General features: G+C 54.4%; 19 protein-coding genes and 1 pseudogene. 3 read left to right on the top strand and 17 right to left on the bottom strand.

What is annotated here, in order from left to right; translation table 11 throughout:
* Nucleotides 1-45: 45 nt before the first annotated feature.
* Nucleotides 46-568, top strand: a pseudogene (locus QLH52_RS24640) (REP-associated tyrosine transposase).
* A 533-nt stretch (nucleotides 569-1,101) separates the two neighbouring features.
* Here the strand turns inward: QLH52_RS24640 and QLH52_RS14690 are convergent.
* The 9 genes from QLH52_RS14690 to glnE all read right to left on the bottom strand — a co-directional run bounded on the left by QLH52_RS14690 (nucleotide 1,102) and on the right by glnE (nucleotide 14,540).
* Nucleotides 1,102-1,458: a hypothetical protein gene (locus QLH52_RS14690; protein ID WP_319962067.1), complete on the bottom strand. Its 357-nt coding sequence runs from the start codon at nucleotides 1,456-1,458 to the stop codon at nucleotides 1,102-1,104.
* A 295-nt stretch (nucleotides 1,459-1,753) separates the two neighbouring features.
* On the bottom strand, nucleotides 1,754-3,172 hold the full coding sequence (locus QLH52_RS14685) for an efflux transporter outer membrane subunit (RefSeq protein WP_319962066.1): 1,419 nt from the start codon (nucleotides 3,170-3,172) through the stop codon (nucleotides 1,754-1,756).
* Nucleotides 3,173-3,303: 131 nt separating this feature from the next.
* Nucleotides 3,304-5,241: a MacB family efflux pump subunit gene (locus QLH52_RS14680; protein ID WP_319962065.1), complete on the bottom strand. Its 1,938-nt coding sequence runs from the start codon at nucleotides 5,239-5,241 to the stop codon at nucleotides 3,304-3,306.
* Entirely contained in the window at nucleotides 5,238-6,446 is a 1,209-nt protein-coding gene (locus tag QLH52_RS14675; protein WP_033158375.1) for an efflux RND transporter periplasmic adaptor subunit, read from the bottom strand. Before QLH52_RS14675 ends, QLH52_RS14680 begins: the two co-directional genes overlap by 4 nt.
* A gap of 583 nt (nucleotides 6,447-7,029) precedes the next feature.
* Nucleotides 7,030-8,262, bottom strand: coding sequence for a DNA adenine methylase (locus QLH52_RS14670; RefSeq protein ID WP_033158376.1), 1,233 nt, complete (start codon nucleotides 8,260-8,262; stop codon nucleotides 7,030-7,032).
* Nucleotides 8,255-9,046, bottom strand: coding sequence for a hypothetical protein (locus QLH52_RS14665; protein ID WP_033158377.1), 792 nt, complete (start codon nucleotides 9,044-9,046; stop codon nucleotides 8,255-8,257). Before QLH52_RS14665 ends, QLH52_RS14670 begins: the two co-directional genes overlap by 8 nt.
* A gap of 177 nt (nucleotides 9,047-9,223) precedes the next feature.
* Nucleotides 9,224-10,870: a phospholipase D-like domain-containing protein gene (locus tag QLH52_RS14660; protein ID WP_319962064.1), complete on the bottom strand. Its 1,647-nt coding sequence runs from the start codon at nucleotides 10,868-10,870 to the stop codon at nucleotides 9,224-9,226.
* Nucleotides 10,871-10,970: 100 nt separating this feature from the next.
* Complete coding sequence (locus QLH52_RS14655) at nucleotides 10,971-11,603, bottom strand: ribonuclease T2 family protein (RefSeq protein WP_051670306.1); 633 nt, start codon at nucleotides 11,601-11,603, stop codon at nucleotides 10,971-10,973.
* Between the two features lie 63 nt (nucleotides 11,604-11,666).
* A complete protein-coding gene (gene glnE, locus QLH52_RS14650; protein ID WP_319962063.1) occupies nucleotides 11,667-14,540 on the bottom strand; it encodes a bifunctional [glutamate--ammonia ligase]-adenylyl-L-tyrosine phosphorylase/[glutamate--ammonia-ligase] adenylyltransferase in 2,874 nt (957 codons plus the stop codon).
* Between the two features lie 62 nt (nucleotides 14,541-14,602).
* On the opposite strand from glnE, the gene QLH52_RS14645 reads away from it, so the two are divergent.
* Nucleotides 14,603-15,181 carry a cytochrome c gene (locus tag QLH52_RS14645; protein ID WP_319962062.1) on the top strand — a complete coding sequence of 193 codons (579 nt, stop codon included), beginning with the start codon at nucleotides 14,603-14,605 and terminating at the stop codon, nucleotides 15,179-15,181.
* Between the two features lie 30 nt (nucleotides 15,182-15,211).
* A complete protein-coding gene (locus QLH52_RS14640) occupies nucleotides 15,212-16,672 on the top strand; it encodes a DcaP family trimeric outer membrane transporter (protein WP_319962061.1) in 1,461 nt (486 codons plus the stop codon).
* 62 nt (nucleotides 16,673-16,734) lie between these two features.
* Here QLH52_RS14640 and QLH52_RS14635 read toward each other — a convergent pair whose 3' ends face one another.
* From QLH52_RS14635 to ubiE, 8 genes are all read right to left on the bottom strand, one after another.
* On the bottom strand, nucleotides 16,735-17,514 hold the full coding sequence (locus tag QLH52_RS14635) for a general secretion pathway protein GspB (protein ID WP_319962060.1): 780 nt from the start codon (nucleotides 17,512-17,514) through the stop codon (nucleotides 16,735-16,737).
* 10 nt (nucleotides 17,515-17,524) lie between these two features.
* Entirely contained in the window at nucleotides 17,525-19,117 is a 1,593-nt protein-coding gene (locus QLH52_RS14630) for an ExeA family protein (RefSeq protein WP_319962059.1), read from the bottom strand.
* A 577-nt stretch (nucleotides 19,118-19,694) separates the two neighbouring features.
* Nucleotides 19,695-20,162, bottom strand: a complete 468-nt coding sequence (locus QLH52_RS14625; protein WP_319962058.1) for an SAM-dependent methyltransferase — start codon at nucleotides 20,160-20,162, stop codon at nucleotides 19,695-19,697.
* A gap of 831 nt (nucleotides 20,163-20,993) precedes the next feature.
* Nucleotides 20,994-21,743 carry a hypothetical protein gene (locus QLH52_RS14620; RefSeq protein ID WP_319962057.1) on the bottom strand — a complete coding sequence of 250 codons (750 nt, stop codon included), beginning with the start codon at nucleotides 21,741-21,743 and terminating at the stop codon, nucleotides 20,994-20,996.
* Nucleotides 21,744-21,907: 164 nt separating this feature from the next.
* Entirely contained in the window at nucleotides 21,908-23,476 is a 1,569-nt protein-coding gene (gene ubiB, locus QLH52_RS14615) for a ubiquinone biosynthesis regulatory protein kinase UbiB (RefSeq protein ID WP_319962056.1), read from the bottom strand.
* Nucleotides 23,477-23,490: 14 nt separating this feature from the next.
* Nucleotides 23,491-24,126 carry a ubiquinone biosynthesis accessory factor UbiJ gene (locus QLH52_RS14610; protein ID WP_319962055.1) on the bottom strand — a complete coding sequence of 212 codons (636 nt, stop codon included), beginning with the start codon at nucleotides 24,124-24,126 and terminating at the stop codon, nucleotides 23,491-23,493.
* The gene (locus tag QLH52_RS14605; RefSeq protein ID WP_319962054.1) at nucleotides 24,110-24,718 is read right to left on the bottom strand and encodes a Uma2 family endonuclease; all 609 of its coding nucleotides are present in this window, start codon (nucleotides 24,716-24,718) and stop codon (nucleotides 24,110-24,112) included. The genes QLH52_RS14610 and QLH52_RS14605 overlap by 17 nt, the downstream gene beginning before the upstream one ends.
* Nucleotides 24,719-24,755: 37 nt before the next feature.
* The gene (gene ubiE / locus QLH52_RS14600; RefSeq protein ID WP_033158390.1) at nucleotides 24,756-25,505 is read right to left on the bottom strand and encodes a bifunctional demethylmenaquinone methyltransferase/2-methoxy-6-polyprenyl-1,4-benzoquinol methylase UbiE; all 750 of its coding nucleotides are present in this window, start codon (nucleotides 25,503-25,505) and stop codon (nucleotides 24,756-24,758) included.
* Between the last annotated feature and the right edge of the window lie 2 nt (nucleotides 25,506-25,507).

The following is a 25,507-nucleotide window of genomic DNA, read 5'->3' as shown; positions in this document are numbered from 1 at the left end:
CGGGCATTGCGCCGCATTTAATCAACTTCCTATTGAAAATAAAAAATGGATTACCGAAGAATTTGGCACCCCGGCGATACCTATTTTTTACCATCAATTTGTTACAAAGGAATGGTAACGATCTGTTGATTCGGCATATTCAACCGTTAAAAGATGCGATCAAAACGGTAAAAACTCATCACCCGTTCAAAATTCACGGTTGGGTGGTATTACCGAACACATGCATTGTTTGATCGAATTGCCGGAAAACGACATCGACTACGCTACGCGAATACGGCTGATAAAAATTGGATTTTCCAAGGCAATACCCAAAACCGAACGGAGATCGACCGTAAGAATAAAGCGGGGAGAACGCGGAATATGGCAACGGCGTTATTGGGAACACCTGATACCGGATGAAGCTGATTTTCAAGTTCACTTGGATTATATCCATTACAACCCGGTAAAACATGGCTGGGTAAAACGAGTAAAAGACTGGCCATACTCGACTTTTCACCGATGGGTTGAAAGGGGCGTCTATCCGTTAGATTGGGCAGGAATTGACGGAGATTTATATGACTTTGAGTAAATTTAAAATACGGCGCAATGCCCGTTGGATATGGTGCCTTACGGTTTTCGTGTTACAAGTCCAATTGTAGGGCGTCAATAGGCGCAGCCGTATTGCGGCGTATGTTGGCCTTCAAACATGCGGCGCATTACGCTATCGCTAATGCGCCCTACGAGCTGAAAATTTTTGGGACGCTTGGGGAATAAGTTCAGCCAGACGTATGAGGGCTAAACATTTAGCACTTGGATATTACGATTTAACCGATGTATGTCATGTGACCGGCATATGGACGAGTGGAAAATTGGAATGGGATTCTAAAACCGAAAACAGGAATGCTGTGGTTTTGTTGGATCCTCTGTGGAAGCCTAAAGGTGATATTCAGCCCGCGTAGGGCGAAACAACCAACGGGCATTGCGCCGCATTCCAATGTGGCTACGGTCCTGGAGCCACAGTCCAAAATAGGTTGTGCCGAGCCATGCGAGGCGCAACGGTCTCGATTGATGTGTCTGACGGCTGCATCCTATTTTCGCTAGGATTTGGCGCACGTTATCTTTCTACGAGCCGTCCTTGTCCTTGTTACCCGGGCCCAGGGAAATTCCAGTTTTGGTCTTGCTGAACTGTCCCGCTATCTTAGGTAACTCCCACAATGAAAAGTAGCCGAATGCTATTGCTCCGAGCAAGACTATCACTGCAACGGCAACTATGCCCCAAGTTTCGATTTTAGCGTCTGTGAATGCATTCAGCGCTGCGAGTCCAACCACTGCCAGCAAGCCAATAATCGAAGCAGTCAGAGTCCCTGCAAAACCATATTTGGCAAATTCGACATATAGCTTCTTTTGTTCAAGCTCCAATTGCTGTTCTTGAAGCCTGAGTTCCCTTTCTCTGAGTTCTGCGTCTGTTAGTTCTGGCATCGGTAGTAGTCCATTGTTTGCAAAGAAATCGGCTGGTCGCTCAACGCTAAGGTAACGGGGCCCGCCATTAACTAAAGTCAAACGGAGCCACCGAACCTTGATAAAAACAAAAAACACACAAAATTTAGCCCATCCTAAGCTCCAGGGCAAATACGTCAATCTCAGTACGGTGCCTTTCTTTTCGCCTGACGTATTGTGATTATGCAGTAGCCTAACGGCAAAGTCATTCCGTCAAGACTTTTAATCCGTAAACCCTGGTTACAAGAATCAACGGGCATGGCGCCGAATTCCTCCGTCATGGCCCCGGCGCCAAGTCGGACAAATCGGTATTCTGCTCACTCAACGCCCAACCGCCCCCCAACGCCTTATACATCTGCACCTGAGCAACCAGCACGTCCAGTCTGGCCTGTACCCGGCTGTTTTCGGTGGTCAGGTAGCTGCTTTGCGCGTTCAGCAGGGCTTGGTAATCGACCGCTCCGAGCCGGTAGCGGTTTTGCGAGATGTCGTAGGCCAGTTTGGCCTGGGCGGCGGCGTGTTGCAGGGCTTGCAGGCGGCGGCTGGAGTTGGCGTAGGTGGTGGCCGCGTCTTCGACTTCCTTGAAGGCGGTCAACACGGTTTTCCGGTAGTTTTCCACCAATTCGGCATTGGTTGCCAGGGCGTTACCCAAGGCGCCTTCCAGGCGGCCGCCCTGAAACAAAGGCTGGGTCAAGCCGGCCGCCAGACTGGCCGCGACGCCGGCCGGTTGCGGATTGGATAATATGCTGCTCAGGCTGAGTTGCAGTTTGGGATAAAATGCCGCACGGGCCACGGCGATGTCGGCGTTGGCGGCGATCAATTCCATCTCCAATTGGCCGATGTCGGGCCGACGTTGCAACAATGTGGCCGGCTGCTCGGCGGCGATGATCGGTACGCTCAGTGCGGCGAATTGCGCCGGTTCCAGTACCAGATGTTGCGGTGGATGGCCCAGCAAAATGGCCAGGGTGTTTTCCGCCAGGGTTTGCTGTTGCGTCAGTAAATCGAGGTTGGCGCGGGCGTTGGCCTGAGCGGTGCGCTGCTGCGCCACTTCCAGTTCGTAAGCGGCGCCGGCTCGCTGCCGGGCTTCGATGATGGTCAAAATCGCGGTGACCGTATTCAAAAAATCGCTGGCGATTTGCCGCCGCTCCTGGATGGCCAGCAAATTGAAATAGGCTTGGCCGACATCGGCCATCACTACCAATTGCAAGGCATCGCGGGCGAACACCTGGCTGAGCAGCCGGGCGCTGCCGGCATCGCGCCGGGCCCGATTGGCGCCCCATAAATCCACTTCGTAAGCAATGTCCAGCTGGCCGCTGGTTTTTTGCGTGTCGCTGGCGTTGTTGCGGGTATCGGTAAAATCGCCGTTCAGGGTCGCTGCCGGCCATAGCCCGGCACCGGCGATACGGGCCTGCGCGCGGGCTTGTTCGATACGCTGCCGGGCGGCGTTCAAGTCGTTGTTATAAGCCAGCGCGTCGGTCATCAATCGGTTCAATTGCTCGCTAGCAAAGGCCTGCCACCATTGCGGATTGATGTTGGCGCTGTTGGCTTGTTCGGCCTCCCGCCATTGCGTAGGCGTTTCCACGACGGGGCGTTGGTATTCGGTCAATAGATTGCAGCCGGTCGCCAATAGCACCGTGCCGGCCAATAGCAAACGCACAGGCTGGATCAAACGTATTCTCGAATCGCCATGGGTCTTCATTCCCACGAAACCGGGAAGCCATGGTGATGTAAGCTGTTGATTGGATTCCCTCATCCCAGCCTTCTCCCTGAGGGAGAAGGAGTCTTTTTGAGCTGTTAGAAAGTCCCTGAAGTCAAGGTTAACCATTTTATTCATTCCGCCGCCAAGGCCACGACCGGGTCCAGATGGGCAGCCTTGCGGGCCGGTAAATAACCAAATAGCAAGCCGGTGCCGAAGGCGCAGGAGAAGGCCAATATCGCCGGCAACGGCGAGAACAATACCGCCATCTCGAAATACTTCAGCAGATAACCGGCAGCAAAGCCCAGCAATACGCCCATCAGCCCGCCCAGGGTGCAGACCACCGCCGCTTCGGTATTGAATTGCAGCAGGATGTCGCGGCGGCGGGCGCCGGTGGCGATGCGGATGCCAATTTCGCGGGTGCGCTCGGTGACGCTGACCAGCATGATGTTCATCACGCCGATGCCGCCCACCAGCAAGGAAATCGCCGCGACGATGCCCAGCATCAGGGTAAAGGTGTTCTGGGTTTCGGTGGCCGATTCGATGATGGAGGCCATGTTGCGTATCCGAAAATCTTCGGTTTGGTGGCGGGCGATCAACAAATCGCTGATGGCTTGTTGGGTGTCGTCAATTTTGTTCAAGTCACGGACTTTGACGGTAATGCCGCCCAGATATTTCTGTCCAAACAGCCGAATCAAACCGGTGCTGATCGGTACAAACACACCATCGTCGCGGTCGCTGCCCATCGCATCGGCGCCTTTGGGCGACATAATGCCGATCACTTCAAACGGAATATTGCCTATCATCACAAAGCGGCCGATAGGGTCTTCGCCTTCCACAAAGAGCAGTTTGCGCACGGTTTCGCCCAGTACCATCACCGGCGCATAGCGGCGTTGGTCGCGTTCGTCGAAGAAGTCGCCGCTGCCGACCGGCCAATCGCGCACCGAAGGCATGCTCGGCGCGACGCCTTGCACGCTGGTGGCGTAATCGACGGCGCCGTAACGCACCGTCAAGCGACTGCTGCGCTCGGGCGACGCCCATTCGACATTGTCCAGTTCGGCAATCGCCTCGGCGTCGGCCAAAGTGAGTGTCGCCACGTCGCCGCCGCCGCGAAAGCCGGTCAGGCCGGGGCGAATCGACAAGGTGTTGGTGCCCATCGCCCGCATCTGATCCAGCACTTTTTCCTGGCTGCCCTGGCCGACCGCCAGCATGGTGACCACGGCGGCGACGCCGATCACAATGCCCAGCAAGGTCAGGGCGGTACGAAATAAATTGGCGCGTAAGGAGCGCAACGCCGTTTTGGCGGCTTCGCCCAGTTCGGCCAGCAACCCAGCCGCGCCGATGCCGCGGTGCTGGGGCGGTGCCAATCGCTGTCCGCTTTGATTGGCGGTGCCGTCGCTGACGATTTTGCCGTCGGCGATATGAATGATGCGCTGAGCGTGGGCGGCGACTTTGTCGTCGTGGGTGATCAATAAAATGGTGCGGCCTTCCTGATGCAAGGCTTTCAACAAGGCCATCACTTCCGTACCGCTTTGGCTGTCCAGCGCGCCGGTAGGTTCGTCGGCCAGGATGACCGGCGGATCGTTCATCAAGGCGCGGGCGATAGCAACCCGTTGCTGTTGGCCGCCGGACAGTTGCATGGGTTTGTGACCGCTGCGTTCTGCCAAACCGAGTTTGCCGAGCAATTGCAAGGCGCGTTGCTGGCGTTCGGCTTTAGGTAGACCGGCGTACAAGGCCGGAATTTCCACATTTTCGGTGGCGGTTGCTGTGTTCAACAGGTTGTAGCGTTGGAAGACAAAGCCAAAGCTTTCCCGGCGCAGCTCTGCCAGTTGGTCAGGGTCTAAATCCGCGACATTTTGCCCCAGCACTTGGTAGCTGCCGACATCGGCTTTATCCAGACAGCCGATCAGGTTCATTAATGTGGATTTGCCCGAGCCGGACTGGCCGATGATCGCCACAAATTCGCCGGGCCAGATGCTTAGCGAGACATCGTCCAGCGCGCGGACGATGGCATCGCCGTTGGGGTAAAAGCGTTGAATATGCTCAAGTTGCAGCAGGGGCAGGGTGCTCATAGTCTGGGCACTCCGGCGCCGGGATAGCCTTGATTGTTTTTGCGGTTTTTAGCCTTGTCGTCCATGCCGGCGTTGATTTGTAGTTTGTCGCCGACGGTCAGGCCATCCAGCACTTGTGCAAAGCGCCGGGTTCTCAAGCCGATTTGGACGATTTTGTCTTGCACGCCTTGTTCGGTAAGGACTTTGATTTGGTAAGCATGACCGCTGGCTTTATCTTCCTTGCGTTGGCGTGGGCCCAGTGCGTTCACAGGAATCAGCGGCACTTGTTCGGCCTTGCCCAGCACAAAAAACATCTGGGTGCTCATGCCGGTCATCAGTTGCCGGTCGCGGTTATCGACATCCACCAGCACGTTGTAAAGCACCACGTTATTGATCACTTCCGGTGTCGGCAAAATCTGCCGCACCGCGCCTTGCCAGCGGCGTTCGCCGGAACCCAGCGTGGTGAAATACACCGGCATGTCCGAACGCAGGCGCATCACGTCGGCCTCGGCCACTTGAGCGCGCACTGTCATCGTATCCAGTTTGGCCAGTTGCAGGATGGTGGGAGTGGTTTGGTTGGCGTTCAGGGTTTGACCTTCGCGGGCTTTCTGATCGACCATGGTGCCGTCCATCGAGGCAAAGATTTTGGTGAAACCCAGATTGGTTTTGTCGCCGTTTAAAGTCGATTGCACCTGTTCGATTTGGGCTTGCAGCGATTCGGCGGTAGCTTTGGCGTTTTTCAAGGTGAATTCGCTGTTCTGAAAGTCCTGGACGCTGACGCCCTGGCTTTTCAGCAGTTCGCGGTTGCGGTCGTATTGTTGTTGGGCAAACACCACTTGCGCCTGCTGGCCGGCCAGTTGCGCCTGCAAATTTTTGATATTGGCTTCGTCGGCCGCAACGCGAGCGGCGTAGATCCGTGGGTCAATCTGCGCCAGCAATTGGCCGGCCTGGACGTTGTCGCCGATTTTAACGTAGATTTTTTGCAACTGGCCGGTCACCTGCGCACCGACATCCACGTATTCCTTGGGTTCCAGCTTGCCTTGGGCGGTGACGTTTTCTTCCAGATCGCCCAAAGTTACTTCCACGCTATCGGCTTTGTCCTGGTTTGCGTGTTTGGGTTGCTTGGCAAAATACCAGCCGCCAACTGCGACCGCGATAGCCAATAAAAACAGAGCAAGCCAGCGCAGACGCCGGCGGTTTGGGGAGGAAACGAGCGATTGCTGCATGGCAATAATGTATGTCTACTTGAGGATGACGGATAGTTTCCCGACCGGCAGTAGTGGCGATGGCTTCGACAGCGGATAGCAGGATATGGCTTGGCGGGATGCAGGAACGCTAGCTCAAGCCGCCCGCCAAGTCTGCAGGGAGTTTATGCTTTGGTATCGGGCTTGGCAATACTGGGAAGGTAAAGCTTGGTAAAGATGAGGTATCGGATTTTGGTTAGCGTCAATCAAGCAGGGAAGTAGTCGCAGTCGACCCAACGCGGAAGTTCGTGTATTTATCTTGAATGTCGGTTTAAAATTTAAATCGGCCATTCAAATAATAAAAATTGTAGGGTGGATAAGCGAAGCGCCATCCACCATGGGAACGCAAATAGGTGGATGACGCTTCGCTTATCCACCCTACGGCCCTGGGGTAGGTTTGTGACCTTTCCAGTCGTATAGTGCTGAGCCTGTAAGCTAATTACACGGCCTTTGCCGCCGGTCGCGGTCATACAATCGAGTGATTGTGGCCGGCATCTCGCAGCTTGCTGTCATTGAATAGGCAATTTGAGTTGGAGGAATACTCCCAAATTGATCCTAAATGTAATTACCCCGGCCAACGAGCAGTAACGTCATACTCGAAAAGCGCCTTGTTGCAGTTCCGCTTCCGTATGACCATCGAATCAGTGTTTTCGTACCCAAGCATCAGCAGGGAGGCAGTCAGAATCGCTGGGGTATCAACCATGTTTCCGAAGAAGCTGGAATTGCCGACAATGTAATGAAGCTCTGCACCCGGCTCCAGTACGTTTGGTAGCGACGATAAATGCAGGTGCATGTCATAGAAGTACTTGAGCACATAGGTCGCCATGAGCTGAGCATTCTTGCCGTCGCTCTTTGCGATGCGTCCAACCGCATCAGTTAGAACCTCCGGGAGCACTTTGCCATTTGGTCCCCATTCATTTAGGCGACTTGTAGCGATCCCCCAAGTGCCGCCTATCGCCTTCCAATCCATCTCACCCGCTTCTCGGGCTTCTTCAAGAAACTTCATCCAATACATGTATGGGCGAAGTTCTCTAATATAGCTGATGCGATTCGGATAAGGGGGGGAGGTGACGACAAGGTTGAAGCGCCGCCCCATTTCTGGAATAGCGCGGGCATCCACCGCAACAACCGCCCCCTGGCCGCGTAGCTGGGTACCGCTAGAGGCAAGCACGGCATCGAGAATGACTAGATACAGGTCTGTCACATGCTCGACTTCGTGGTCTATCGTCTCCGACGAGAATGACATGGACACGTGATTGAAGGCGGCTGCAGAAGTCTCTATCACCAACCGACAGAAGGCCACCCACGCCAGCCCGGTCGCTCGATCTTTCGCCGGCTCTCCGAACACTTCGACAAGTCCTGTCCGAAGTGCCGCTAGAGCTTGGAGTGTATCGGCTGACCACCAGCGCTCGATGTTGAACAGGCGGGGGGTCCAATTGTCCTTCTTCATCAAGGCGGGAACCCGAGCGATAGCCTGTTGCGCACCGTCTTGCACTAAGGCCAAGTGATCAGACGAGTATGACCGACACTTCACATTGCCAAGCCAGATCAAGAACGGATTGATGTCGAATGAAAGCGCAGAGTTGCCATGCTCCGCCGCCGTAAGTGTCGTGGTCGCAGTCCCGGAGAACGGATCAAGAATCGCAATATTGGGGGGGAATCTGGCGATTATCTCCTTCACCAGCTTTACAGAGTAGGCCGGAGTAAGCCGGAGCCAGCCGTGGCGACCGAGCGACTTGTTATGCTTAAACGTGAGGTCCGAGCGTTGCTTAACGGAATGGCGCGTGACTTCAAGCATTCAACAAGGCTTCCAGCGCTTCTTGGACTTCCTTCTGGATTGCGGGGGAGTTGCGCTTGAAAAAGTCGGCAAGATCAAAGCCCAAGACCTCCTTGCAGAAGGCGAACAGGGATGCGGTCGATGCGTCGTCTGCACGACCGACCAAAACTCCACCTCGGCTGTTTTGATAGCGAAGGACCAAATCACCGTCAATCTGACCGGAGAAGATGGCAAACACGGGCATGTAGCCTTGTGCCCAAGCTACGGCGATGTTGTCGATATCGCCGTTCTGCCGTTTACTATCCTTGCTCTTGTACCCCTGACGAACCTCGAACACCGCGCCGTGGTCGGGGATCTTCGCACCAAGAATTCGGCAGTATTCGGCAACCCACTCGTTTACCCGTGCCTTCACCGCAGCGTTCGTAATGTCATCGAATTGGAGGCGACCATCAAGCGAGAGTGTTTTGTCTTTCCCTGCGCTCGTCTTAGTCTTGTAGGACCATGTGGCGCTGTTCCTGTCCGTGTAGCCCGTGGCATCGATGATGATTTCACGAAAAAGGTTCTCGCACCCCTTGCCGATTTGCCGGTACACCGAGGTCATACCGCCTGCGGCTTTGTGGGCTGCATACATCAGTTCAGAATTCAGGCCGCACCACGCATAGAACGGGTCGGCCCCGTACAAGTCAAGAAACTGCGGAAGGGATACGCCTTCTTCTTTATTTCCCTGTCCAAACTTTGGTTTGTACCGCTTGCATACCTTCAGCGGGTCTAAAAACTTCTTCAACAACTCTTTCTCTGTCGCCACCGGCGATTCCTCTTCATTCTTGGTCTAAAAGCCGCCTCAAAGGCGGCGTTTCCATTATCCCACAATCAGAAAGGCCGAATCCCTGGAATTGACCGCCCGTCTGTATTCAGGATAAAGAGGCCCATTGAATGCCACTTAATCCAAACAATTGGTTCGCTAAGGACTTGCCTAACTCAACTAAAAAAACGCCAACCTTGCCACCTCGCGCTCGCCGCCGTCGAAAAATCGCAAAGCCCATTGGTCGGTAGGGTCCAGAAAGCCGGCTTTGGGATCGGTTTTCTTTTGTTTGGCCGTCCAGCTGACATAGTCGCGGAAGTAGTAATGATCGAACATGCGCATGAACTCGCCCAAATACACGTCGGCGACCGCGGTATCGCCGATGATGAATAACTGGTTTTCGTCGTTAAAGCGGCAGGAGTTGGTGCTGAAGTTGGCCGAGCCGGTGACGACCAAGGGCTTGTCGGAAAGCGGATCTACCAGCAGGATTTTGGTATGCACATGTGCACCGGAATGATGTTTGGATTCGGCCAGCAGCCGGCCTTGCCATTGCTCCAAAATAGATTTTTCATCTATAGCGGCACTGGCCGCCAATTGGGTGTTGGGCGCGTCGTGCAAGGCTTGACCGACTACACTGCGGGTGTTCAACAAGCCCAAGACGTGAGCAGGCGCTGCGGCCAGGGCCGCTTCCAGGTCGTCGTGCATGGCAAACGGCGCGGTAAAACAAATCAGGCGTTTGCTTGCCGTTACCCATTCCGCGCATTCGCCGATGGCTTCGGTAGATTTGCGTGGGCTTAGTACCAGATGCGAACCCGCTGCGGTCGTGGCCGGCGTTTGGGTTAAACCCATCGCCACTTTCCGCGAGTCGGCGCCGGGCAGGCTGGGGTTTTTCCAGACGGTTTGATGCCACTCGAAATATTGTTTGGCGGCTGCGGCATCGCTGATCACGTGGCCGACGTTGGATTGTCCGTAAATCGCGCTATCGGTGAAATTGGTCGAGCCGGTCCACACCGATAGCGGTTTGCCTTTGCCGTTGCTCAACACCATAAATTTGTTATGCGAGATATTCAAGCCGGCACCGGTGCGGGCTTTGCAGACGCTTTTCAGGCCGTATTTTTTGATCTGCGGCGCGGCGTCGAGTGAAGGGCCGTCGCCTTTGGCGTCCAGCAAGCCGTCGTACAAAATCTCCAGCCTGACCTTGCGTTGCTTCGCGCGTTTAAGTGCCTCGAAAAATGCGTCTTTGGCAAATTCGTATAAAAATAAATGTAAGCCTTGTTTGGCTTGGGCCGCGTCGATATAGGCGATCAGGGCCTCCTCCAGGCCACGCGACAGCCAGCGACGGGCGTTTTCATCGACAATCTCGCCGGCCGGCAAATGTGGAAAGCGCGATGCAAAAGCTTGGCTGGCAGCCGCACTGCGGTTGAAATGCACCGCATGACCTTGGCTGCCGATGGCGGCGGGTTGTTCGCAATTGACTTGCACGGCTACCGAATCGAAAGTCTTTAACGCGCCTGGTTTGCCGGTCAGCGCATGGACGGTGTAGGTATAACTGCGCCCAGGCTTGGTAGTGTAGTCACCCCAATGAAATTTCTGGATCGGGTGATGACGGCTGCTAACGCTGGAGCCGTCGTCGCCGGGTAGCTCGAAGCGCTTTAAGCCGCGCAGCCAAGTGATTTCGCCGTTTTCATGGTCTGTGCGTTGGATGCCGAAGCCGAGCAAGCCGCTGCAATAGGCTTTCGGGCAGGTAAATGCCAGCAGCACCACGTAGGTGCCGGCGATCGCTCTGACTTGCAAGCCCTTGGGGCTGATATTAATTTCGCTACGCATGGCCGTCTCCGTTTAGATAGAGTGGATGACAAGTTTAGGTCTGTTAACCCTCGGTTGCGAGGCTGGCAAGCGTCAAGAAATCGCTGTAAAGCCCCCGCAGCTATTTAATATTCCGCACCAAAAAATCCTTTTGCCCGCAAGATTTCGCCGCACTTTTCACCACGTCGGCGCTGCAACTAGCTGTCGCGCCGCTCTTATCCAAACACACGAACATTTCCTTGAAAAACCGTCCGCCGCCGCTGCAGAATGGGGCGATGGCTTGCTCTTTCAGCCAGGGGTTGACGTCGGCAAAGGCGTTTTTCAAAACTTCGGCTGTGGTTCGGAAAGGTTTTTGCGGCCGCTGGTAGGCCTCCGGGATGGCGACTTTGCTTTTCAGTGCTTGCGATAATTGAAAATAACCGGCTTGGGTTAATCCGGAGCAGGTGCCGTGCTTTTCCCATTCGTGTTCGAACAGAAATTCGGACGGATAAAGCTCTGGAAACGCTTGAGCTTGACTAGGTGCGTAGGCTTCCTTGGTGCAAAAGCTTGGATAACCAACGTTGTATTGCGGCCAAAGGCCATGCAGTACCAAACCCAGTTTTTTGCCGCATTGTTCGCGGTCTTTGGGCTGTTCCTCGCAATAGGTGGGTGACCAGGATAAGGCCAGCACATACCCATCAAACTTGCCGGGCTTGCCGTTGGCGGCCAGGGCGGTCGAGAACGCTGCCAAACACAGCAGTAACCAAGCTTTCATAAATTTCTCCAAGTCTTAGAGTTTAGGGCGAGGAATTCGCCGTCTATATTTTTTAGCTCAGTATCAGAGCATAAACTGCTGCCAAATCCGCTCCACTTCCTTGCGCAGTTCTTGAAATTCGTCGCCGTGTGCGGTGGCGCTGAGGCCTTGCAGTACCTGATGATGGCCGTAATCGCGGTAGGCGCAATAGGCTTGTTTTAGCAAGGCGGCATCGGTTGGCGAGATAAAACCGTGCTGCTGTAAACCTTCCAACAGGCGGACGTTGTCCGTGTAAGTCGCTAGACTCGGCTGCTGCGCGGTTTCTGCGAGGACGCCGAACTGGACGATAAACTCAATGTCGGCGATGCCGCCCTGGCTTTGCTTTAGATCGAATATTGCCGGGTCTTTGGGGGCCAGGTTGTCGCGCATTTTTTCACGCATCTCCCGCACCTGGGTTTTCAGTTCTTCGCGATCCCGCGGTAAGGCTAAAATCCGGCCGCGGATGGCTTCGTAGCTGTGTTTCAAACTTTCGTCGCCGGCCACGAAACGGCCGCGCACCAAGGCTTGGTGTTCCCAGGTCCAGGCCTCGTTTTTTAAATACGCTTCGTAATGGTCAATATGCGTGACCAGCAAGCCGGAGTCACCGTTGGGCCGCAAGCGTAAGTCCGCTTCGTAGAGGATGCCGGACAGCATTTTGGTATCCAGAATGTGGCGGATTTTTTGGCCCAGGCGTAAATAAAACTGGCCGGAATTGATCGGTTTTTCGCCGTTGGTTTGCGCGTCGCCGTCGGCGCAGGCATATAAAAATACCAAATCCAGATCCGAGCCATAGCCCAGTTCGATACCGCCGAATTTACCGAAGGCAATGATCGCAAAGTTTTGCGGATCGGGGCCGGTGCCGGGCGGGTGGCCATGCTTGCTGACCAGCATTTGCCAGGCGCATTGCAATACCTGCTCCAGAATGGCTTCGGCGGTCCAGGTTAAATAGTCGCTGACGATCATCACCGGTATCACGCCCATGATGTCGGCGGCGGCCACCCGCAACACATTCAGATGCTTGAACTGGCGCAGCGCAATCATCAGTTGTTCGCTGTCCTGGGTATCGACGCGCGCCAGTTCGCGCTGCAAGTCCTCGCGCAAGGCCTGCTTTTGCAGCGGGTCGTACAGCGAACGGGTATCCAGCAGTTCGTCGAACAGAATCGGATACAGCGACAGATATTCGCAAATCCACGGACTGGCTGCGGCCAGCTTGATCAGCTGATTCAGCGCGTCCGGATTTTCGGCCAGCAAGGCTAGATAGACGTTGCGGCCGGCTACGGCTTCGAATAAATCCAGAATCCGCAGCAAGCTCGCATCGCTTTTTTCGCTGTTTGCCACTTGTTCTATCAATTGCGGCATCAACCGGTCCAGGACACCGGCGCCTTTGCTGGTCATGCGTTTAATCGCATGCGATTCTTTAAAATTGACGAGCGCTTTTTGGATGTTCAGCGGATCGGCAAAGCCATAGTCGGCCAGTGCTTCCAGCGCCAGTTCGTTGTCCGCGGGGCTGGCCCAGATCAAGCGCGCGCTTTGCTGTTTATTGTCCTGTTCGCTGAGCGAAAACACTTGCTCGAAAATATCCTGCACCGACTCGCGGACCTGGTCCAGTTCGGCTTTGAACGCGCTCCAATCCTCAAAGTCCAGTGAATAGGCCAGAATTTGTTGTACCAGCGGGTTAGCGGGTAGGTCGTGGGTTTGTCTGTCCTGGTATTGCTGGATGTGGTTTTCCACGCGCCGTAAAAACCGGTAGGCAAATTTTAAGCTCGCCACATCCTCGACCATCATCAGGCCCAACTCTTCCAGTACGCTGAGGATGGTCTGGATTTCGCGCTGCTGCAACGCTACATCTTGGCCGCCGCGGATCAATTGAAAAGCCTGGCCGATGAACTCCACCTCACGGATACCGCCGGGGCCGAGTTTGACATTGTCGGCGCGGTCGCGGCGTTTCAGTTCTTGGGCAATCTGGAATTTTAATGAACGTAACTCCTCGAACGCGCCGTAATCCAGATAGCGGCGATACACAAACGGTTTGATTAGCGCGGCCAGGTGTTTGCCGGTATGGAAATCGCCCGCCACTTGCCGGGCCTTGATCATCGCATAACGTTCCCATTCCCGGGCTTGGGTCAGATAGTATTGCTCCATGCCATCGAAATTCATAATCAACGGGCCGCTGTCGCCAAACGGGCGCAAGCGCACGTCGGTACGGAATACAAAACCGTCCACGGTAATTTCGTCGAGCATTTTCACCAAGGAACGACAGATGCGGGTGAAGAATTCGCCGTAGCTGATTTCTTTTTTCTCGGTGAGGACGCCGTCTTCGGCGTAAGCAAAAATCAGGTCGATGTCGGAAGAATAATTCAATTCCCAGGCGCCTAGTTTGCCCATCCCCAGCACCACGATGTTAAACGGCGTGCCGTCGGCCAACGTGGGTGTGCCCCAGCGCGCGCAAGCCTGCCGGTATAAAAAATCCAGCGCGGTTTGAATGCAGGCCTCGGCCAAGGCGGTTAAATCCGACAGCGTTTCGTCCAGATCGGACCAGCCGGCCAGATCGCGCCAGGCGATTCTGACCATCTCCCGGCGGCGGAATATGCGTAATTGCCTGGCCAAGGCGGGTTCACCGTCGGCATTGCCGTTTTGTTGCAGCGCGGCGGCGTAATCGGCGCGGCGTAGCGGGGCGAATAGATCGGTGGATGTCACCAGCTCCGGAATCAAATCGGGATGGCGCAGCCAGCTTTCGCTGATAAATTGGCTGCAAACACAAACTTTTAGTACCGAAGCGCAAAATACGGCGTTGTCGAAAACCTGGCGTTGCTCCGGGCTAAGCTTTTCGTCGAGCTTGGTGCAAAAGTCGGAGGCCAAAGTCCGCAGTTCATCCGGCAACAGTACCGTGTGCTGGGACAGCGAATCGAAAAGTGACATAGGCGGGATCCTGTCGGAAGAACGGAAGCAGCATGATACCTAAACTGCAGACGCTACCCTAGATGGCGGCTGAAAAAATATCCACACAGGAATCGGGTAAACTTAAACCAGGCCATGATGCGGCTGAACGCCGCATCATGCAGATTGATCGAACCGGAGCGCAACGTATGAAAACCCTGTATCTAGCCGCACTACTATTGATGTTGAGCGCTTGTAGCCAAAATAATCAGTATGCGTATTTGCAGGGTGGGCGCAGCCAAACCGGCCAGCCGGCCTTACATGCGGTGCGGGACAAGCGCTTGCATGAACTGATGGACCGGATGAACAGCCTGATGCAGGAGCGGTTTATGACCGAACAGCAACTAGACGTGGAGCGCCGTAAATATTCAAGGCAAATCGGCGAAGCGGCGCGGGATTTGGCGGCTACTGTCGAGATCATGATTGCCCGTATGCCCGGTTTGCAGTTAAACGCGGCCGAACAAACCACGTTTCTGGCCCTGGCCGGCAAGCTGCGCGAAGAGATGCGCCAATTGCAGCAGCTGGCCGAGCAAAATCATATAGACGCCATTCCGGATAGCTTGCATGAAATCAATACCACCTGTACCTCTTGTCATGCGTTGTTTAGAAAGCTGGGGGGTTAGAAAATGAGCAAATTCCTACAACGATGTTTCATGTTGATGTGCTGTTGGATGGTTAATCCCGCGCAAGCGGCCGACGAAGATATTAAGGCTTTGCTGAAAGCCTTGAGTCAGCAAGTCAATCAATTACAGAGCCAGGTTGAGCGTTCCAATGCCAGGATCGAACAGCTGGAGCAGGAGTTACAGCATGTCCGCCCCGAGCAAGTTGCCGCCGGCAAGGCACCGGTCGGCACGGTGCAAGCTGCGGCGGCGTCGCCGACAGCGGTAGCGACGGGCGGCACCGGTTCCGCTTCGGTGAGCGATAAGGCCAAAGAGAAACCGGCGGTGACGGTTGGCGATGTGAAAGGCACGTTTAAAATTCCCGGCACAGACACTTCGGTGGGTTTGGGCGGGTTCGTGAAAATGGACACCTTGTTTAACAGCGTCAGCGCCGGGCGAGACAGGCTGGGCGATCAGCAGTTGGCGATGGCGCAAATCCCGGTGGGTGCGGCCGGTGAACGTGGGCAAATCACCTTTCACGGCAAAGAAAGCCGCTTGTGGTTCAAATCGTTTACCCCGACGACTGACTGGGGCGACATCAACACCTATATCGAGTTTGACTTTTACGGCGATCCGGCAATGTACACATACACGCCGCGTTTGCGCCATGCTTACGGCTCCATCGGTCATTTCCTGGCCGGACAAACCTGGACTACCTTTCTCAACGTATCCGCATTGCCGGATACGTTGGATGTGGGTGGCTCTGCTGGCGCTGTCGCGAGCTTGCGCGATCCTTTGGTGCGCTGGAGCGAGCCGTTTAATTGGCTGGATACGCCGATGGAGTGGCAAGTGGCGTTGGAGGCGCCGCGCAGCCGTTTGTGGGTCGATAGTGCGCTGGAGGCTTCTTCCAGTAAAAGTACCAATCCCAATTTGGATGCAGGTTATTACACGACACCCAACGCTGATCGTTATCCGGATTTGATGGCAAGGCTCAACCTGAATCCGGATTGGGGTAATGTGTCTTTGGCGGCGGTCGGCAGGCAGTTGCGCTATACCCATGGCACGACCGGTTATCGGCAAGCCGAGTGGGGCGGCGGGGTTAACTTGGCCGGACGGATAAGTACCTTCGGTTTGGATAATATGCGCTTTATGGCGCATTACGGCAAAGGCGACGGGCGCTACGTGTCCACCAATAACACTTTCGCCGACGCGGCGCTGGATCAACATGGCGCTATCGAGCTGGTCAATGCCTACGGCAGTATGTTGTCTTATCAACATTGGTGGGATAAGCAATGGCGGTCTAATGTTACTTATGGTTTTGCGCAGGCGGATTACCCCAGTTACGCAAATACGGTGCTGAGCCGTCAGGTGCAATCCGTGCATGCCAATTTGCTGTGGAGCCCGGTCAGTCAGGCCATGTTTGGCGTGGAATATACTTATGCGACGCGCGAGTTGATTGATGGGCGGGACGGCGTGTTGCAGCGCGTGCAGTTTTCAGCCAAATATAGTTTTTGAGCTTGGCGGCAACAAATTCCAATGTGCCGGGCGGCAGGCGTTAGGTGTGCCGCCAACGGTTATTAGCGTTTGATCTTGAACACTCGGCCCTGATAACGGACGATGATTCCGTCTTCTACTATTTCCTTCAGTTCCAACTGGTCTTTGATAGTTTGGCCCGGCACATATTTGATCATGTCTATCATCACGAAACGCTCCGCCGGTGTGGGTGAATAGCTAAATACATTAATCGGTAGTGCCGGCAGCGACTGGCGCACGTCTGGGGGCAAGTCTTGTAACGTGGGCAAGGCGCTCTGTGCTGGCGGGGTTTTGACGAGTTCCGGTTTTTTGGCCGCAGCTTCGTCGGGTTCCGCGTGCGATTGTGGAGCGATGCTGGAGCGCGATTCAGGCTCGGTAATCGGCTTGCTGGCCGGCGTCGTATCGGGAATTGCCGTCGGGATAGGCTTGACAGGTTGTTGTGATGCAACGGTCGGTTTAACCCGTTCTATTGCTTGTTTGGTATTGGATGCAAGTTTTTCAGCTGCCGGCGCCTGGTTGCGCGGTGGCTCAATTTTGGGCGCGGGAGAGACTCTAGCCGGTGTCGGTGGGTTGGTTTTCGCCGATAGTGGTGCGGGTTCTGTGATATTGGCGAGGGGTTGCGCTTTGTCTGCGGGTGAGTGCGGCGCGATGCCCAGAAAATAAATCAAAATCGCCAAATTCAACAGGACCAGTGCCACGATGATCTTAGTCAGGCCGTGTCGTTCCGGCATTTGCTCGATAGCGATGCGGCTGGTCACCGAGTCGGGCTGCATGGCTTGGCGTTCTCGTTCAGATTTGCGCAATGCATTCAAAATGTAAGACATATCAACAAGCCTAGCGAGTGGTGATTGCCAAATGAGGCGCAGCAGAGGCACCGCTTTGGTTATCCAGGTGTATCAGAGTGCGGGCGCCGGCTATGCCGTCGGGCGTCAGATGTTGCCGGCGTTGGAAAGTAGACAACTCGGCTTTCAGCGTTTCATCGAAAACTCGGGACGCCATGTCGCCAGCAGGTTTGCCGGTGATTTTAGTTAACCGTTCGCGCAGCCAGAGCACGGCTGCGGATTGCTGCGGCGGGGCGATTTCCGTGATCCCCGGATGCGGCGGCCGCCACAGCAGCAAATAATTGCCGTCCCAGATGGTTAAAAGTTCCGCCAGCGGGATTTTGACGGTGTCCTTCAAACGGATAATCGCCGAATCATGGTCAACGCCGGTCAACAACACATAGCGTTTGCCGCCGCTCGGGTCGGCAAAAGCCAAAATCGCCGGCCGGTTTAATGTCAGGAGTTCTTGCCAATTGGCCTTGCCGAATGAGCAATTCAAACCCAGAGCGGCCACCGCGGTGCAATCCGCTGCGCGGCCGGCGGGGGCGGATAGATGCCAAGTCTTTAGAGACTCGGTCACGGCTTCGGCAAAGCTGAGGCCGGCCTGATCCAGCTGATCGGCAAAACTGATCGGTTTGGCGGCGGGAATGGGCGCTGCCGGTATCGACAGCACGGTTGGTTGGGTAACAGCCGGTTTAGCCGGTTCAACAACGGGCACCGGCGGCGACCAAAACTGCAATCCCGCCCAAGCGCCGACTGCCAAAACCAAGGCGGTTGCGGCATACCAGCGGCGTTTGGCTGTTACCGACCCTAACACTTCCTGCGCCGCCCGGCGAATAATCACCGGGCTGATTTCCCGCGCGTTGGTGGCGTAAGCGCCCAACAAGGCCCGGTCGCACAGAATGTTGATCAAGCGCGGCACGCCTTGCGAATACTGATAAATCTTGCCGATGGCCGCGGGGTTGAATAGACGATGACTACCCTTGCAGACCCGCAACCGGTGCCGAATATAAGCCCGCGTCTCGTCGAGCGACAGCGGCAACAAATGATAGCGTGCGGTGATGCGCTGATTGAGCTGGCGCAAGTCCTGGCGAAGCAGCAGCGCATTCAGTTCCGGCTGCCCGACCAAGATGATCTGTAACAGCTTGGCTTTGCTGGTTTCCAGATTGGTCAGCAAGCGAATTTGCTCCAAAACATCCAAGCTAAGGTTCTGCGCTTCATCGATCAACAACACCGTCCGCCGGCCTTGCGAATAAGCGGCCAGCAGGTATTGATTGATGGCGTCGATCAGCTGTTTGGCCGCGAAACCGGCATGGCTGATGCCCAATTCATCGCAGATCGTCGCCAGTAATTCCTGTGCCGTTAATTTAGGGTTCAAAATCAAGGCAATATCCACATTTTCCGGCAATTGCTGCAGCAAGCAGTGGCATAACGTGGTCTTGCCGGTGCCTACCTCGCCAGTCAAAGCGACAAACCCACCCCCTTGATTAATGCCATACAGCAAATGCGCCAAGCCTTCCTGATGCCGCTCGCTCATGAACATGAAATGCGGGTCAGGCGAGATTGAGAATGGCAATTCGCTGAAATTGAAGTATTGCTGGTACAAGGTTCTGGCGCTTCAAGAAAATGGTCGCACGATGCTAATTCAAACTGGGGGAAATTGCACTTAAAAGTCTGTATCGAGGCCAGCGGGCAGGCGATAACACTAGACGCCAATCGCACTTTAGGTGTCGCTAGCGCGACGGTTGTTTTAATGTCGGTTTCACGAAAAACGTCCTTGTTTTTCGCCCTTCGGGTGCTAACACATGCAAATCGGCTATCCTGCCGATTTGTCGGCCCGACAGCCGAGTAACTTTTCTTTGTTTGGCCAAAGAAAAGTCACCAAAAGAAAAGCCACCCGGATGCCGCTTGTTTCCTGCGCTCCAGAGCTTTTGGCGGGGGTTGGCGAAAGGGGCTTCCTGCCCCTTCGCCAACGTGCGGCATCCCTGCCGCACCCCTTCGGGCTATTCCCACCAAAAGCTCCGGTGCTCGGCGCGGCATACGGGGAAACCCCGTCGCGAGCTCAGGGCTTTGACGTTTCTTTTGGATTTTGCTCGTAGCTCGTAGGGCGCAATAACCAACGGGCATTGCGCCGTGTGTCGATTCATTCGGCGCATTACGCAGAAGCTAATGCGCCCTACGGGCTACTTGTGCAGCCAATAGTCACGCATGAGTTCATGTGACCAGACTGGTTGATGAACTTTCTGGCGTGGCAGGAACTCAGCCATGACGGGTTTGATGTCGAGCACTGGCGTGCCATTGATGGCATCCAATTCAGCGACGAAAAGCTTCGCCCCTTCCACACGAATCACACGGCAGATCGTGCTGCCGATGCGGTTTGGCCGATTCTTACCACGTTGCGCGAAGATGCCTACGGCTGGCCACGCGCTATTGTTCCGAGGGTGGCGCGCGCCCTTGACAATTTTTGATGGCTCGACTTCATGGAAAAGAAACAGTACTTCGACATGGGAAAAATCAGAAATCCCTTGCAATGCCTCAAAAGTAAATTCCGATGTCAGCGCAATACACGCTTCCTCTCCTCCCCAAAAGTCATCTTCCGCATGAAGCCGAACGGCTTCGACAAATCCGATTGCTGTGACTTGTGAGTGCATTGAAACATTTTCCATTTTGATGCCCAACAAAGAATTAGATAGTTAACTGCACATCTAGCACGAATCCGATCTGGCTGCAATAAGCCTATGTTTTATAGAATGTATTTCCTTATGACTGTCTTCCAAGCCATCGAAAATGGCTAGCCGGGTTTCTCCTCGCGGTGAAAAATCAGTGGCGTAGCTGCGAATAGCGAAGCGTATTCGGAGGAACGAGGGGTATGCGAAACATCGTTTGGACCATTTGCGAGATAGCACACGCCCAGAGTGATTAAGGGATTGCCAACATGTGTTCGAACAGCTCGTAGGGCGCAATAACCAACGGGCATTGCGCTGTGTGTCGATTCATTCGGCGCATTACGCTAAAGCTAATGCGCCCTACGGTCTCTCGAAACCCCACCGAAAACCGGGATGGTTTTCTCCCCGTATGCCGCGCCGAGCACCGGAGCTTTTGAACGGATCAGCCCGCTAGGGGCGCCGCAGGGATGCGGCGCGTTGCCGAAGGGGCAGGAAGCCCCTTTCGGCAACCCCGTTCAAAAGCTTCGGAGCGCAGGAAATAAGCGGCATCCGGGTGTCTTTTCTTTTGGATACTTTTCTTTGGACAAGCAAAGAAAAGTATCTCGGCTGTCGGGCCGAGACCCGACATTAAAATCAGCCGTCGCGTTAGCGACACCAAACACGAAAGCCTATTAAACGGGTGGGCATAAAAACCAACGGCTATTGCGCCATGTGATGTTCATTCGGCGCATTGCGCTGTCGCTAATGCGCCCTAAGGGCTGCGCGCCTTTACCTCTTAGCGTCCAGCGACCGAATGGAGGGAGGTTGATCGCTATGTTATAGGCTTGGTGACTTTGCATGAAGCCGAATTATGTGGCGCATAAAAGATGATGAAATTTCAAACACGAACTCGATTTCTTCCTCCACCACAGCGTCATCGTGTTTGATGTATGTGTTTTGGTATTTCGCGTAGTAGTCGATCAGCTTCGAGAACATATTCGAGAATTCTTTCGAACCTCCGGCCTCATTGACGAAACTACCGACATTGCCGAGCTGATTTTCGAGAGACTTATCGTTTTTAAAAACACATTTCAGCAATAGTTCCAAACTGAGTCGGAGATCATCAAGCAAGTTTCTGCTAAAGATTCCGTGTTTGTATTTTTGAATTGCCTGCAAGTACAACTCTAGTGCATTAGGGAAGCTGTCGAGCCAGTGGCGCGTTTCTTCGGTGAGTGTCTCGTTAAGCTTAGAAAATTCGTCTTTTGGTGCGAGGTGCGCGAATTGGGAGACTAGCTTTACCTTTAGTGATTTCAGCTCGTCGTATTGCTTGTTGGAGAAGATTCGGTGATCACACAACTCTCTAATAATTTTGAACTGAAGATGGGGAGGGAAACACTTCAGATTTTCTAGCAGCGCCGTTCGCTTGTTTGGGGCCTCAAACGGATACGCCGCATGAGGAATATTGATGTTGTACTCGACAGCGTAAGCGTTAAAGGATTTCACAACTTCGTTTCCACTCAAGCCTCGGCTGGTATCGGCCAAGATATCAGCAGCGAAGCTCAGAAAAGGGAGAGGGATATGCGACACGAGATGTTTAGCCTCTAACAAGTAATTTGATGGTTAACTGTATATCTACCACATATCATATATTCTCCCGATAAATATATGTTTATTAATGCATATTTCCTTTTGTCTATCGTCCCTGTCTTGCAAATTACCCATCAGATGCTTCCGCAGGGATAAGCGGCAACTCACCCCCCCAACAACGGCGACTGCAACACTATCGCCGCCGCAATCAACACCGCCGCGCTGAGAATCGCCCGCAACGTGCGGGTATTATTCCGCTTAAGTTGTTTGCGTAGCTCCAGCATGTCTTTTTGCTGCTGCTGAAGCTGCTGCTGCATGTGCGCGGCGCTTTGCAGGGCTTGGAATACCAGGCCGGGCACTTCAGGAATTTGTTCGCCGATTTCCGGGAATTTGGCAAACAGCTCCTTGATCTTTTTACCGGGACCGACGCGCTCTTTGAACCAGTTTTCCAGGAAAGGTTTGGCGGTTTGCCACAAGTCTAGATCGGGGTAAAGCTGGCGGCCCAGGCCTTCGATGTTGAGCAGGGTTTTTTGCAGCAATACCAATTGCGGTTGCACCACCATATCGAAACGGCGGGCGGTTTGGAACAGCCGTAACAGCAACAAACCAAAAGAAATGTCTTTTAGCGGTTTTTCAAAAATCGGCTCGCAAACGCTACGGATTGCCGCTTCGAATTCTTCGATCCGCGTCGTCGCCGGCACCCAGCCGGATTCGATGTGCATTTGCGCCACTTTCCGGTAGTCGTGGTTGAAGAAGGCCAGGAAATTTTCGGCCAGATAGCGTTGATCCGAGCTGGACAGGCTGCCGACGATGCCGAAATCCACCGCCAGATATTTGTCCGGCAATTGCACGAAAATATTGCCCGGATGCATGTCGGCATGGAAGAAATTATCCCGAAAGACTTGGGTGAAAAAGATTTCCACGCCGCGCTCGGCCAGCTTTTTGAAATCGGCATTGCCTTTGCGCAAGGCGTCGATGTCGCCGACCGGAATGCCGTAGATGCGTTCCATCACCAACACTTTGCGGCGGGTCAGCGGCCAATGAATTTCCGGGATGTAGAGCATCTCAGAGTTCTTGAAATTAGCGCGGATCGCACTGGCGTTGGAGGCTTCGCGGACCAGATCCAGTTCGTCGAGAATGGTCTTTTCGAACTCGGCAACGATTTCCATCGCCCGCAGCCGGCGGGCATCACTCCAGAAGCGTTCTGCCAGGCGCGCCAGTTCGTACAGCAAGCCGACGTCGGAATGGATTTTGTCTTCGATGTCCGGGCGCAAGACTTTAACGATGACTTTTTCGCCGCTGTTCAGTGTAGCGGTATGCACTTGCGCGACCGATGCCGAGGCCAGCGGTTGCGGATCGAATTCGGCGAAGGCCTCTTCTATCGATTGCCCCAGTTGTTGTTCAATGATTTTGCGGGCGGTGTCGGCGGAAAACGGCGGCACCTTATCTTGCAGTTTGACCAGTTCTTCGGCGATGTCTTCCGGCAGTAAATCCTTGCGGGTGGACAGGGTTTGGCCGAATTTGACGTAAATCGGCCCCAGGTCTTCCAGGGTTTTACGGATGCGGGCGCCGCGCGGTTCGCGGGAGTTGCTGGTCCAGTAGTTGGGCGACAAGAACGCCAGATAGCGGATGGGGCGGAATAGATGGGTTTTTAAAACAATTTCATCCAGGCCGTGGTACATCATCACCCAGTTGATGTGGATGAGGCGCATCAGAATTTTCGGGCGAATCACGGGGCAGGTCCTTGTTATTGAGGCGCGGATGTTGAGTGGAGCGAGTTTTCCAGGCGGTCGAGGCGGGCATCGAGGCGGTCGCAGTCGCTGCGGCAGTTGTCTATTTCCCGGAAAAATAACTCGGCTTCCGATTTGGCCGGCAGCTCACGAGTTTCTTCTTGCAGGAATTCCTCTAAGTTGAGGCGAAAGGTGGTCAGGGTGTGCTGCGTCCAGTCGCGGCTGCCGCGGAACAGCTGGCCCAAGCGTTGAGCAAAGGCGTCGCCGGTATAACGGGCGATTTTGCTTTCCAGGTTGATGTCCAGTTTTTCAAACAGACGTTGCAGGCGGCGCGCGACTTGGGTGTCGCCGTCGATGCGGACTTCGCCTTTGAACAATGAGCGCATCGGTGTGGCGCTTAAACCCATCAAGCCCAAAGCCGACAATGAACCGCTGAGCGTGGCGTCCACGCTGCCCGGATAGCTCTCCAGAATTTGTATGCTTTGCGCGGTAGGGCAAAGATACAGGCTGCTGTCGAAAGACGTCACATGCAGGGCGATGACTTTGCCGGTCATGGGCGTTAGATACTGTTCGATGTGATCGTCCAGCGCTAAATAACGATTCAGTGCGGTTTCCAGCGCGGAGATTAATAAGGACTTAACGCTGCTCGACATCACTCGCCTGTGCTTGCTGTTGTTGCAGAAACTCTTGCATGTCTTCGTTATTAACTCGTTGGTATAAATCGCTGACTGTCACGGTTAAGTCTATTGATTCCAGGGTGAGGCTGTCGCCGAGAAAGTAATGCGCCGACGACCAATTCGCCGAGCGTTTGAATACTTCCACTTCGACATGGTCTTGTTCGATCAACACGTACTCCTGCAAACTGGGCAAGGCTTTGTATGCATTGAGCTTGACGGTCTTGTCGATGCGGCGCGTGGCTTTGGAGAGTACTTCAACGATAATGGTCGGTTTTTCGGTGTAGTACTCGTCGCCGTTTTCATCGGCGCAAACCACCATTACATCGGGGTAAAAAAAATTCGCCGCAGCTTTGATTTTTAAATCGGATGAAAAGGTGGCGCAGGGACTGTCTTGTAAATGATTGCCAACTATCCGGGCAATATTGCTGACTAATAAATTGTGGTTACGGCTGGCGCCCGCCATTGCGTAAACTTCGCCATCGATCAATTCATGCTTGATGTCGCTGATCATTTCGCCGGCCAAGTATTCGGCTTCACTGATGTAATGCTGAGCTGGTTTTAGTGCCATTGGCAATTCTCCGCTTTCACGACCGGCGAACGGGAGCTTAAAATTTATAGCCCCGGTGTACGGCAACGATACCTTGCGTCATGTTGAAATACTCGCAACGCTCCAGGCCGGCGTTTTCCATCATTTGCTTGAGTTCGTCCTGCTTGGGATGCATGCGGATCGATTCGGCCAGATAACGGTAGCTGTCTTCGTCCTTCGCCACCACGGCGCCGATTTTTGGCAGTAGTTTGAAGGAATAAAAGTCGTAGACTTTTTCTGTAATTGGATCGATAGGGTGGGAAAATTCCAGCACGATGACGCGGCCACCGGGTTTTAACACGCGGTACATCGAGCGCAAGGCGGCGTCTTTGTCAGTGACGTTGCGCAAGCCAAAACCGATGGTCACGCAATCGAAGGTGTTGTCGGCAAAAGGCAGGCATTCGGCATTGACTTGGGCGTAGCGGATATTGCCGCTCAAGCCATGGTCGATCAGCCGGTCGCGGCCGGTGCGCAGCATGGCGGCGTTGATGTCCGCCAGTATCACCTGGCCGGATTTGCCAACGCGCTTTTCGTAGAGTTTGGTCAAATCGCCGGTACCGCCCGCCAGGTCCAGCACGCTGTCGCCTTCACGAACATTCGCCAGTTGCACGGCCACTCGTTTCCAGATGCGGTGGATACCCATCGACATGAGATCGTTCATGACGTCGTACTGGCTGGCGACCGAGTCGAACACGCCGCGCACCAGCGCCACTTTTTCCTGTTTAGGAACCTGTTTGAAACCAAAATGGGTGGTATTGTCGTTTGTCATGA

Origin of the sequence: Methylomonas defluvii (genome assembly GCF_033949435.1) — a bacterium.
GTDB lineage: Bacteria > Pseudomonadota > Gammaproteobacteria > Methylococcales > Methylomonadaceae > Methylomonas > Methylomonas defluvii.
This window is presented reverse-complemented; position numbering and strand designations above follow the sequence as displayed.